Origin of the sequence: Streptococcus sp. zg-86, assembly GCF_017639855.1 — a bacterium.
Taxonomy (GTDB): domain Bacteria; phylum Bacillota; class Bacilli; order Lactobacillales; family Streptococcaceae; genus Streptococcus; species Streptococcus zhangguiae.
The window spans coordinates 923,084-935,697 of record NZ_CP072115.1 but is presented as its reverse complement, the minus strand read 5'-3'; the positions used below and the strand labels follow the sequence as shown (position 1 = coordinate 935,697).

Genomic DNA, 12,614 nt, shown 5'->3' with positions numbered 1-12,614 from the left:
CTTTTTCGAAAAAATTATAGTGGATTGAGAAAGGAATAGGACAAGGCAAGAAGCTGCAGATAGAACTGGCATTCATAAAAGTGACTTAACGATGTCCTAACCCTTATTCAATTCACTATACATCAAAAAAGTGAAAAGAAACAAATGCATCCTTTCACTCTCTATAGTACATTATCACTTCATACGTAGCAAGTCTTAGACCTAGTCAGCACATCCTAGACTCTTGATTTCTTCTAATATCTTAGTCTCTTCGTCAGATAGCTCGTACTGCTCTAGTAAATCTGGTCTGCGCTCATAGGTTTTTTTCAAACTCTCATACAGGCGCCATTTGCGGATATTTTCATGATGACCACTCATGAGAACATCCGGTACCAGCATCCCCCTAAAATCATAGGGACGCGTATATTGAGGGTATTCCAACAAACCTGATGAAAAACTATCATCTGTATGGCTGGCTTCCTTACCAATCACTTCTGGAATCAAGCGAACAGTCGCATCCACCATGGTCATCGCAGCAAGTTCTCCTCCTGTAAGGACATAATCACCTAATGAAATCTCGTCCGTCACCAAGGTCTTAATGCGCTCGTCATACCCCTCATAATGACCACAGATGAAAATCAAATGGTCTTCCTGGGCTAACTCTTCCGCATAGGATTGATCAAACCGCTTACCAGCAGGATCTAGCAAGATAACACGAGGAGAGGTCTTCTCAATCTGATCATAAGCATCAAAAATCGGCTGAGCTCGTAGCAACATCCCCTGACCGCCTCCGTAAGGTTCATCGTCTACATGGCGAGATTTTTCCGCATTTTCTCTGAAATTATGGTAGGCAATATCAAGCAAGCCTTTTTCCTGAGCCTTACCAACAATCGAATGCTCCAAGGGCGCAAACATCTCTGGAAAGAGGGTCAAAATATCAATCTTCATCGTCTAATCCTTCTGGAATCTCTACTTGGACACGACCATTTGCCACATCTACTTCAAGAACTACAGGCGGAATATAGGGAAGAAGAAGATCGCGCTTGCCTTTCCGCTTGACTACCCAAACATCATTTGCCCCTGGCTGTAAAATTTCCTTGATTGTCCCAAGTAGCTGCTCGCCTTCATAGACTTCTAAACCAATGATTTCATGGTAGTAAAATTCTCCCTCATCCAAATCAGATAAGTCCTCTTCAGCTACTTTGAGGGTAAAATCACGGTATTTTTCAATATCATTGATATGGTACATCCCCTTAAACTTGATGATATCAAAGTTTTTCGCCTTCCGATGGCTAGCGATTTCTACATTCATGACAAATTGGTCTTTGGGATCAAATAGGGCTAACTGGTTGCCTTTTTTAAATCGCTCTTCTGCGAAATCTGTCACAGACAAGACCCTCATTTCGCCTTGAAGTCCTTGGGTATTAACGATTTTTCCAACTTTAAAATAATTCATGTGCTCTCCAAAACTCTATAATATGCCTTATTGTAGCATTTTTTAACCATTTTCTCAAGATAACAAAAAGAGCGGAAAACCCGCTACTTTTACTTTTCATCAATCACAAGACGAACTTTTTTGTCACTTGTTGGAACAGAATAAACAATCGTCCGAATCGCAGAAATTGTGCGTCCTTTTCTGCCGATAACGCGACCAATATCAGACTGCTCTAAGTCTAAGTGATATTCTAAAAATTCAGGTGTATCAACGATTTTTATCGTCAAGCTATCTGGCTGTGAAATCAAGGGTTTCACAATTGCAATAATCAGATTTTCAATCATGTCCATAAGTGTACTCTCTTAATTCGTTTTATTTTGAGAATTTTGAATCGTGGAATTTCTTCAATACTCCAGCTTTTGAAAGGATATTGCGAACTGTATCAGAAGGTTGTGCACCATTTGCCAACCACTCAAGAACACGGTCTTCTTTCAATGTTACTTGGTTTTCAGTAACAAGCGGGTTGTAAGTTCCAACTGTTTCAATGAAACGTCCGTCACGTGGAGCACGTGAATCTGCTACGTTAATACGGTAGAAAGGTTTTTTCTTAGAACCCATACGAGTTAAACGGATTTTTACTGCCATTTTCTATGAATCTCTTTTCTTTTATAATTTATCGGTGAAATAGCAAAAACTATTTATCACATGTTCTATTATATCAGAATTTCAAAAGGTGTCAAGAAAAAAACTTGACACCTGAATGTTTTTAGAAAATATAGTGGATTGAGAAAGGAATAGGACAAGGTAAGGAGCTGCAGATAGAACTGGTGTTAATTGAGGATTATTCCATAGTCCCTATTTCCAACCTTCAACAGTCCACTGGACTATTGAAGCAAAGCGACTGAACGATGTCCTAACCTTTATTCAATTCATTATAAGTACTACTACCATTGACTAGCCCTTACTTGTCAGTAGTTGCTAAGAAGTCTTACTGACCTCTTTTCTTTTTCATCACCATTCCAGCCATCAAGAGAGAGGCTACTGCAGCACTGGCCAAAAACGGTGTTTCGTCTCCCCCAGTCTTTGGAAGAGTCGCTGTTTTTTCCTTACTCTCCGTTGGTTTAATAGTTGCTTGTTTCAATTCTACTGTTTTTTCATCCGCTGAAACCACCTTAGAATCCCCAGCTTTAGTATCCTCTTTTGAAGACTCTAGTTTCTGAGGAGTCTCAATAGTTACAGTTGGTGGTGTTTGTTTATTTGCTTCTTGTCCCCCAGTTTGATACGAGTTAGTCGGCTCTATTTCCTTGGTTCCGAAAAGAATGATTCGAGGAATAGCCTTAAGAACAGTCTCTTCACTAATTACAGTTGTCTGTGCAAGAACTCCATCAATTAAGATATTTTCAACTGTACGGACTATCTGACCATTTTGTCCTTCTTGGTAAACTCGAGTTTCCCCTTTCAATAACGTTGAATCATCACGCCATATCGTATCAAATGGAATAATTTCTTCCTGCTGAGCTTGTTCCCTTTTAATATCAGCCCTTGGTTTTTCCTCAACCGTTGGATAAGCTATTGGCACTTCAAACTTACCTACTCCTTGATTGATAGGTTGTTCTGGAGCAACTGGCTGAGTTGGACCTGTAGCATTATTCGATTGGTCAGATTCGGTTGATTTGATTTTCGTACCAATATAGCGGATTGCATTCACCGCTGGGATACTCGTTCTTTTAATTTCTTTTGAAGTAACCACTTGACCATTCAAATAAATATCTTCATAGGTGATTGTTTCATGCCCTTCTTTACCAGGTTGCAGCTCTTCCTCTCCGACAAACAAGCGATCCGTAGGTTGGGGAATAGTACTAAATTGTACGACTCTTTCTTCTATCCGATCTTTGTTCTCTAGGAGAGCTATTGGCTTATCTTCTTTGATCAGATTTTCATTTAAAACTTCAAAATGACGAGTTGGTTCTACTGGCTTCACTAAATCAGTTTTCTTTGTTCCAGTATAAACTTTCTTGGAAATAGGTTGTTTTGTAATCGTTTCACTAATCTGCTTGGTACTAGTTACGGCACCATCTACTAGAGTATCTTCATAGATGACTTCCTTACTACCTTCCACTCCCTCTTCTGTACGCGTCTTACCTTCTTCAAGATTTGGATCTAGTAGTGATTCTGTCTTGAAGTCAATGTCTTCGATTACTGGACGACGTTTCGTTTCAATCTTTGGTTCAACTAGTTTCACTTTTGTTCCAGTATAGACTTTCTTCGAAACAGGTTGTTTCGTAATCATCTCACTAATCTTCTTGGTACTAGTTACGGCACCATCTACTAGAGTATCTTCATAGATGACTTCCTTACTACCTTTCACTCCCTCTTCTGTACGCGTCTTACCTTCTTCAAGATTTGGATCTAGTAGTGATTCTGTCTTGAAGTCAATCTCTTCGATTACTGGACGACGTTTCGTTTCAATCTTCGGTTCAACTGGTTTCACTTTTGTTCCAGTATAGACTTTCTTCGAAACAGGTTGTTTCGTAATCGTCTCGCTAATCTTCTTGGTACTAGTTACGGCGCCATCTACTAGAGTATCTTCATAGATGACTTCCTTACTACCTTTCACTCCCTCTTCTGTACGCGTTTTTCCTTCTTCAAGATTTGGATCTGAAAGTTTCTCTATATCGAAATCAATTTCTTCAGTTTCAGTACGAGTTTTCTTTTCAGTCTTTGGGGTGATTGGTGCTGAAGGTTTTTTGTTTGGATTTTGCTTGGCAAATTTCGTCAAAGGAAAGTGTGATTCCGAGCTGTCATCGGTATAGCTGATTATCACATTATCGCCATTAAAGGAAATTGTTGCACCATAGTTAATCAAAATCTCGTCAATGATTAAGGTCTTAATTGCCTCTTTGTCCTTTACAGATAACTGATTGATATCATCAACTACTACAAGTTCATAGGGATCATCAAATACAGATTGAATAGACTCTAAATCATATGCTACTGTCGGCTCTAAGTTACTCTCAGATTTTTCTAAATCTTTACGAATCTTTTCAAGACGTGAATCAACTGGCGCCTTTCCAAATTGAGCTAAGTAGTCTCCTTTTAAATGTAAATATGGTGATAACAATTCGCTACCTTTAAGCCAAGCAGTATTGACTTCTTCATCCGTAGCTGTCGTCTTTGGATCTTCTCCTAAATAACTCCAACCCGATTTTCCATCCGGACGATCTTTCCTATGGCGAATGGCATTGATTTCTGACAGAGCATCCTCTAATGCTTGAGAAGTTGAAGCTTGTCGGAGATTATCCAAGAACTTCGTTGATTCTGCAATTGCTACGCTAGCTTGCTTCACTTCATCTTGGTAGTTCTTCCAGCTCTCGGCAGAATAGTGACTTGCTTCTTTAGATGACCATTTTGTTATGCTAGCATTTACATCATCAATTTGTTTTTCAGCATCTGAATAAGATGGAGTTGGATTTTTAGCAAAAGTGCTAATTTCTTCTAATAAGCTAGAGAATTTGAAAATATCAGCCACTTTGTCTTGACGCGTTTTTTCCTCGGCTGCAACCTGTACTGTATGCGGTAAGGCTATTAAGGCAAAACTAGTGCCAATTCCTACGGATAAGGTCCCAACAGCTAATTTTCGAATAGCGTATTTCTGTAGTTTATTCCATTGAAATCCTGATTTTTCTTTCATTTTTCCTCCTAACATGGCCAATTACCCTTCCATATTCGTATATAGAAGGGTATGGCTATTCGTCACAAACGAATGATTATATGTTATTCATCTTCTTGTTTTTTACGAGTTAGGGCGCCTGCCATGACAAGTGCTGTCAGAGCTGCTCCTGCTAAGAATGGACTTGAGTTTGTTCCTGTTTGTGGAAGCGTATTTTCCTTAGATGAATGTGCACTTGACGGTACTGGTGCATTTGGTTGAGGGGTTTCGCTGGTTGAAGGTTCAGGTTGACTTGGTTCCAGTGGTTGATCGTTGCCTGGCTGGCCTGGTTGACCTCCACTTGGTTGTTCCGGTTTACCACTACCTGGCTGGCCTGGTTGACCTCCACCTGGCTGTTCCGGTTTACCACTACCTGGTTGAACTGGTTGACCTCCACCTGGTTGTTCCGGTTTACCACTACCTGGCTGGCCACCTTGTGGCTCATTACCTTTCGGTTGATCGCCTTTTGGTTCATCACCTTTCGGTTGATCGCCTTCTGGTTTCTTAGGATCATCGCATCCGCAGTCTCCGTCTTTACCATCTTTACCATCGCGACCGTCTTGCCCATCTTTGCCGTCTTTACCATCTTTACCGTCTTTACCGTCTTTACCGTCTTTCACAAAGGTGCGAATTACTTCTTTACCATCTCCATCTTTAATGATAATCCAGTAACCTTCATGATGACTACTATCTTGACCTGGGACTGTTTCAACAGTTGGTGTCTTACCATCTTTACCATCTACGCCATCGCGTCCTGGAGCACCGTCTTTACCGTCTTGACCATTTTTCACAAAGGTACGAGTTACTTCTTTACCATCTCCATCTTTAATGATAATCCAGTAACCTTCGTGGTGACTACTATCTTGACCTGGGACTGTTTCAACAGTTGGTGTTTTACCATCTTTACCATCTACGCCATCGCGTCCTGGAGCACCATCTTTACCATCTACACCGTCTCGACCTGGAGCACCGTCTTTGCCAACTGCACCGTCTGCACCTTTTTCACCGTCTGGAATGAAGGTTTCTATTGAATCGCCGTCGCCATTCGTGATTGTAACAATCGTTCCTTGTTTACCACCTTGCTCTCCACGTTTTGTGGTAACAGTTGGGGTCTTGCCGTCTTGGCCAGCTGCACCGTCTGCACCTTTTTCACCATCTGGAATGAAGGTTTCTACTGGGGCGCCGTCGCCATTCGTGATCGTAACAATCGTTCCTTGTTTGCCACCTTGCTCTCCACGTTTTGTGGTAACGGTTGGAGTCTTGCCGTCTTGGCCATCACGACCTGGGGCGCCTTCTTTACCATCTACGCCATCGCGTCCTGGAGCACCATCTTGACCATCTACACCGTCTCGACCTGGGGCGCCGTCTTGGCCAGCTGCACCGTCTGCACCTTTTTCACCGTCTGGAATGAAGGTTTCTACTGGATCACCTTCACCATTCGTAATCGTAACAATCGTTCCTTGTTTGCCTTCTTTTTCTCCACGGGTGGCAGTGACAGTTGGTGTCTTACCATCTTGACCATCACGACCAGCTGCACCTTGTTCTCCCTTGTCGCCTTTTTCGCCATCTGGGATAAAGGTTTCGACTGGGGCTCCATTGGCATTCGTAATCGTGACAATCGTTCCTTGTTTACCTTCTTTTTTTCCACGTTTTGTGGTAACGCTTGGGGTCTTGCCATCTTGGCCAGCTGCACCGTCTGCACCTTTTTCGCCATCCGGAATGAAGGTTTCGACTGGGGCGCCTTCGCCATTCGTGATCGTAACAATCGTTCCTTGTTTGCCACCTTGCTCTCCACGTTTTGTGGTAACGGTTGGAGTTTTACCATCTTGGCCGTCACGACCTGGGGCACCATCTTCACCTTTGTCACCTTTTGTAATAACTGGAACCGCAGTTGTGTTGATTGCATCACTTGGTGTCTTGTCAGTTTCAGTTTGTTTAACGGTTACTGACTGACCTTTTTCAAAGGCTGGAACATCTGTGATAGTCCATGTACCTTCTGCACTTACGGTCGTTGTCTGCGTGGTTCCATCTGGCAAACGAACTTCAATCTTAGCATTTGGAGTTCCTTTACCACTGACAGTTGTAGAGCCTTCAATAACGCTGTTCACGATTGGATCGGCAGATACTAATTTTTCTGCCTTATCTGCTGCTACGGCAGTGGTATTAATCGCATCACTTGCTGTTTTTCCGCTTTCTGTTTGCTTAGCGGTTACCGATTGACCTTTTTCAAAGGCTGGAACATCTGTGATAGTCCATGTACCTTCTGCACTTACAGTTGTTGTCTTCGTTGTGCCGTTTGGCAGGCGGACTTCGATTTTCGCATTTGGAGTTCCTTTACCACTGACAGTTGTAGAGCCTTCAATAACGCTGTTCACGATTGGATCGGCGGATACTGATTTTTCTACCTTGTCGGCTGCTATAGCAGTGGTATTGATGGCATCACTTGCTGTTTTTCCACTTTCCGTTTGCTTAGCTGTTACCGATTGACCTTTTTCAAAGGCTGGAACATCTGTGATGGTCCATGTACCTTCGGTAGAAACCGTTACTTCTTTGATGTCACCATTTGGCAAACGAACTTCAATTGTTGCACCTGCTTGACCACTACCGCTAATCGTTGTATCACCTTCGACAACCTTATTTATGCTTGGATCTGAAGATTGAGTCGCATTCTTATATTCTGGTAACTCAAGTACTGTCAAGTCAAAGAGAGTCGACTTAGTTTTCGTACCTCGAGCATTGGTCAAAGTTACTGGGATTTCGAAGGTTCCGCTCACGCCTGGTTTGCCTGAGAAGGTCTTGGTTGCTTCGTTATAAATTACTCCCTCTGGAAGCATGCTCGTATCAACGTTTAGAGTCGCTCCTTCTGTATGCTTGATGACTGCATTGCGAATGCTTGAGCCCTTCAAGACTGTCTGAATTGGGTGGCTCAAGGTCAAGTCAAGCGAGTCATCCACAACGCTTAGGCTGACCGTTGTCTTCGCTTCAGCGCCGCCGAGCTCAGGAGAATTGCTTGCCTGAAAGACAAGATTAAAGTTCCCGATCTTGCTTGGGGTTCCTGAAAGAGTCTTCGTTTTTGGATCATAACGAAGTCCATACTCACTAAAGACTGCCGCATCGATATTTTCCTCTGGAACGACACTATATGGTGTCCAGAGAGAGACTTCTGAGTGCGGGCTTGAAGTCACTACGATATCTTGTATAGCTGTACCAAGGTCAACAGTTTGAGTCTTCGGACTAGCATCTACAGTAACAGGTAGTGGTGTTACCTTGATTACAATATTCTTCGTCACTTCAGTGTCACTTTCTGCTCCTGGATAATAGGCAGAGACAGGAATTATGGCTCCGTCTTCAGAAGTAACAGCTGTTGGAGTTCCTGAAATCGTTTGAGTGTCTGGATTATAGGTCAAACCTGCTGGGAGAGCATAGCTAAAATCATCCCGAATTTTTGCCCCTTCTGAAACGGCAATCTTAATTGGACTCATCTCACTCAGTACCTGAACTGTCCGATCTTCAGCTGAAATGTCTAACGGTTTTGGTGTGACGGTGATTTTAAAGTTGGTAGTCGCAGTTGCAGATCGATCGAAAGGATAGGTAGCCGTCACTGAAAAATTAAACTCTCCTTTACGAGTTGGTCTGCCCGAAATAGTATTGGTACTTTGATCAAAAGTCAATCCCTCTGGTAAAGCCCAATATCTAAAGTCAACCTCAGCTTTATCACTTACCTTAAAGACAATTGGATCGATTTCATCCAAGACTTGAACCGTTCGATTTTCTGCGGTTACCTCGATTGGTCTAGGCAATACGTTGATTTTTAAGGTTGTCGTCTTCTCATTTCCTCTAATTTCTGGATAGCTAGCACTAACGGTTACCGTAGTTTCACCTTTATAGGTAGGAGTTCCTGAGATAGTCTTGGTCTCGCTATTATAGCTCAAACCATAAGGTAAGTTGTATACACGATCTATCCTTGCTCCATCAGTAACACTTAGAACGATTGGATCAATCGCATCGCCAATCATGACCGTCCGATCTTCACCACTGACTTCCAAGTCTTTTGGAGTAACGGTAATTTTAACTGTGCCTACTGCCGTCTGACTCCCTCGTCTATATACCAATCCCTTCGTATTATAAGGAATATCTGGACCATAAGTTGTCACCTCGAATGTACCAACCTGTTTCGGAGTACCTTTGATCGTTCCTGTAGCTAGATCTATCGACAAGCCTGATGGAAGATTCTCGAAATAAGAATCCCTTTCAATAATTGAATTCTTCGGTATTGGAAGTTTATACTCAAAGTTCTCAAGGACTGGTATGGTCACCTCAACTGGTTCGACTGTAAATTCACCAGGAGTCACAGTGAGTTCGATAAATTTAGTCTGCGTTTTTTTATCAAGGGTCGCTGTCACAGGAATGCGGTACATACCCTCGTAACGACCGATACCAGCAATCGTTTTTGTCTTGCTATTGTAACGTACCCCTACCGGAAGGCGCGATGTGTCAACGGTCAGAGTAGCTCCCTCTGTATGCGTAATGACCATATCTTCGAATCGCGTTCCTTCCGTAACCGTCTGTTTGGCATTAGTGACATCCAACTCTAGGTCGTTGTCTGGATTTGGCTGGACTTCATAGGTGAAAGTGGTCGACGTAACAGAGGTTGAACCATCTCCATTTTGATAAGATACAGTGACTTTGGCTGTTTGATTTTCTGTCGTCTTTTGAATCCCTGTTCCTTCTAGAGTTGAGTCGACATTGTTTGGATTGATCAACGCATAAACATCGCTAGCTTCTACCTTGATGTCGGTAATAGTGCTACCACCTTCTAGACTGACTGGAATGGGGGGAAAGGTTTCTCCTTCTTTCCAGACTTGATGAGCGATTGGATTGATGACATCAGTCACTTCAAAGTCAAAAATCCGATTCGGTGCATTATCACCAAAGTGACCATCTACGGCCTTGACTTCAAACTTGTAGATCCCTGGTGCTAGCTTCGTTCCAGCCTCTTTGACGACCTCACCATTTTCTGTCAAACTTGTGCCAGCTGGGAAGGAAACGGGCTTAATAGTCGCATTTTCCTTGTTTTTCTCCACTGTTCCTAGAACTTGACGCTCCGTAGAAGTCGGTACTGATACACGGGCAGCTCCTCCTAGGAGATAGTCTGGAGAGCCTGTAAAGCGAACATCCGCATTGGTCAAGGCACCATTTTGTGAACGTTCAATAGTTTTAAAGTCTAGGCGGAAGTTTTTTTCTAGTCCAAGGTTATCTACTACCTTGAAAGTAACAAAATAATCTCCTGCCAATTCAGGTAATTTTTTAAAACGAACAACATACGGTGTACTATTTTGACCATTTATGTAGTTACGATTGCTCGTATACCCGCTATGTGGAATATAGGTACGTTTCCCTGGCTCGAGTTTGCTATAATCCAACAGCTCGATTTCAACCTTATCAGACCCTCCTGTTTGTTCAAATTCTGCGATACTGAGATGATTCACAGGGAAAGTCGTTAAATCATCTAAAGCGAATAATTCAAATTTTGCTTCATACTGAGGAGTATTTGAAGTCGCATTTGCGAGAGTTTGGGCCTCTCCTGGCAGCCAATATCCGAAAGGTGTTGTTGTTACATACAATCCTGAATAATTAACAGTGGTAGATGGTTTATTTTCAGTTTCAGAAAATTCTATCCCCTGAGTTCGTCCCCAGTATTGCCCTGTATATTCAGCTGAAGAAATATGATCAATCCAGTTGTTAGTATCGCGATCTCTAAAAGTGACTGATCGCACAAATTCTCTATAACTACCATTGTAGTTTGCACTCGTCTGATTTTCTGGCGTACTATCCAATCTTGGTACAAAACCTGCGTGTGATTGAACAGTAAAATCTGCACTAGCCTTTACAGCTGGATCTGTCTTAGAGACTAACCCAATTTCATAGGTTCCAATTGGTACAGATGAATCAAGAGTTATAGTGCCTGTGATGTAGTTGGAGACTTTATCATAGGTCAGGCCGAGCTTCTTAGCACCTTCTGTCAGATCTACATCATCTGGACTGATCCGCGTCGTCCCCATCTTATAGGAGAGATTTAGGGTATCACCATTTTTAGTTACCTTATAATCAGGATTTGATGCATTGCGGTCTTTTCCCCAGTAGCGTTCGATGGTGATATAGGGTTTGTCATTCGTCGGTATCATCAGGTGGGCACGGAAGTCCGCTCCTTGAGATGGAGCTGCTGCGTTTTCCTTGTCTGCTACGACGTTGAAGTTGAGGACATTGCGACGTTTTTCTGTCACAACTGCTGAGATGGTCTCTACTTGGTCTTGCGCAAGACGATAGCCATTCACTGCTGCCGCAGTTTCTGTTACTTCTGCTGTTGCTGGTTTGTCACTCGTACGAACGGCAAGGGACTTGTTCTCAGATTGGATAATCTTATCTGTTTCCACATCAGTATAGGTCACCTTATAAGTAATTCCAGCAACTCGTTCATCTGCTTTCTTTTCTATTTTTGGTTGCGCTGTATCTTCAGATGCAGCTTGATTCTCTACCGTACTTGCTTCGCTTGCTGCTGCCTTAGCGGCTTCTACACGTTTTTGGACAGTAACTAGTGAATCAGCCTCTTGAATCGCTTGTTCATAGTCAGTTTTTTGGGTATCAGAAAGACCTGCCAAGCCTCGAATGACTTCAACTGCTTCAGCCTTACTCTTTTCAAGTTCCTTCAAGCTAGCAACTTCTTGACTTACTTCAGCCGAAAGATCTGCTACAATTTCTTCCGCTGTACGTGTCTCCTCATCAGAAGAGGCTTCAACTGCTATCTCGCTTGCTGATCCTTCCTCTGCTAGTGTTGCTTCCGCTGTTACTGCTGTCTCCACACCTGAGGAAACAACTTCTGTCGCGTCAGCTGCGACACTATGAGGCTCAATAACGGCTGTTCCGACCATACCGATGGCAGACGCTGCTACGACCGTCTGTAAGGCCTTATTTCGTTTCATTTGATGGACGTATTTTTTCTTACGTTTCTGTTTCATCTATTTCTCCTACTGCTTTACTTCTACTTTACTGTGTACCAAATTGATATTCAATCTCTTTAGCAACGTGCTTAACAAGATTACTACCTAGAATAATACCTTGAAAAATCTGATCAACTGTCTGCTCAGAGACAGATAAGACATATCGCATATAAACCTCACGGTTCTTTGCTATACAAAGATAGTACCCCGTTCCATACGCATCATTCCACTCATTAACAAAATGAAGCCATCTTAACCGCTCTTTCTCTGAGTCACAATATGCAATCGGATGAAAGATTAGTTGTGCAATTCCTTGGCCATGCTCCATGGTGACGGATATGGCAAAAGGAATCGCTTTAGTTCCTAGGTCAATTTTTCCTTTGTAAATGATACCGTTAGCGATTCTTTCTTGTTTCAAGGGAAATGATCGTTCGAGTAATACTGCGTTAAATGCCCTGTTAATAGAGTCCACTAACATGCCTCCTCCTTACTT

General features: G+C 42.5%; 7 protein-coding genes. All 7 read right to left on the bottom strand.

What is annotated here, in order from left to right:
• Positions 1 to 201 precede the first annotated feature (201 nt).
• Positions 202 to 927 (bottom strand): tRNA (guanosine(37)-N1)-methyltransferase TrmD, encoded by a 726-nt coding sequence (trmD, locus tag J5M87_RS04500; protein WP_154608606.1) that lies wholly within the window; start codon positions 925 to 927, stop codon positions 202 to 204.
• Positions 917 to 1,435 carry a ribosome maturation factor RimM gene (rimM, locus tag J5M87_RS04495; RefSeq protein ID WP_154608607.1) on the bottom strand — a complete coding sequence of 173 codons (519 nt, stop codon included), beginning with the start codon at positions 1,433 to 1,435 and terminating at the stop codon, positions 917 to 919. Before rimM ends, trmD begins: the two co-directional genes overlap by 11 nt.
• Before the next feature lie 89 nt (positions 1,436 to 1,524).
• Complete coding sequence (locus J5M87_RS04490) at positions 1,525 to 1,764, bottom strand: KH domain-containing protein (protein WP_067089824.1); 240 nt, start codon at positions 1,762 to 1,764, stop codon at positions 1,525 to 1,527.
• A 22-nt stretch (positions 1,765 to 1,786) separates the two neighbouring features.
• Positions 1,787 to 2,059 carry a 30S ribosomal protein S16 gene (rpsP, locus tag J5M87_RS04485; protein ID WP_154608608.1) on the bottom strand — a complete coding sequence of 91 codons (273 nt, stop codon included), beginning with the start codon at positions 2,057 to 2,059 and terminating at the stop codon, positions 1,787 to 1,789.
• Between the two features lie 343 nt (positions 2,060 to 2,402).
• Entirely contained in the window at positions 2,403 to 5,105 is a 2,703-nt protein-coding gene (locus tag J5M87_RS04480; protein WP_160463264.1) for a G5 domain-containing protein, read from the bottom strand.
• A gap of 83 nt (positions 5,106 to 5,188) precedes the next feature.
• Positions 5,189 to 12,139: a putative Ig domain-containing protein gene (locus J5M87_RS04475; protein WP_154608610.1), complete on the bottom strand. Its 6,951-nt coding sequence runs from the start codon at positions 12,137 to 12,139 to the stop codon at positions 5,189 to 5,191.
• A 28-nt stretch (positions 12,140 to 12,167) separates the two neighbouring features.
• The gene (locus J5M87_RS04470) at positions 12,168 to 12,599 is read right to left on the bottom strand and encodes a hypothetical protein (protein ID WP_154608611.1); all 432 of its coding nucleotides are present in this window, start codon (positions 12,597 to 12,599) and stop codon (positions 12,168 to 12,170) included.
• Positions 12,600 to 12,614: the final 15 nt, after the last annotated feature.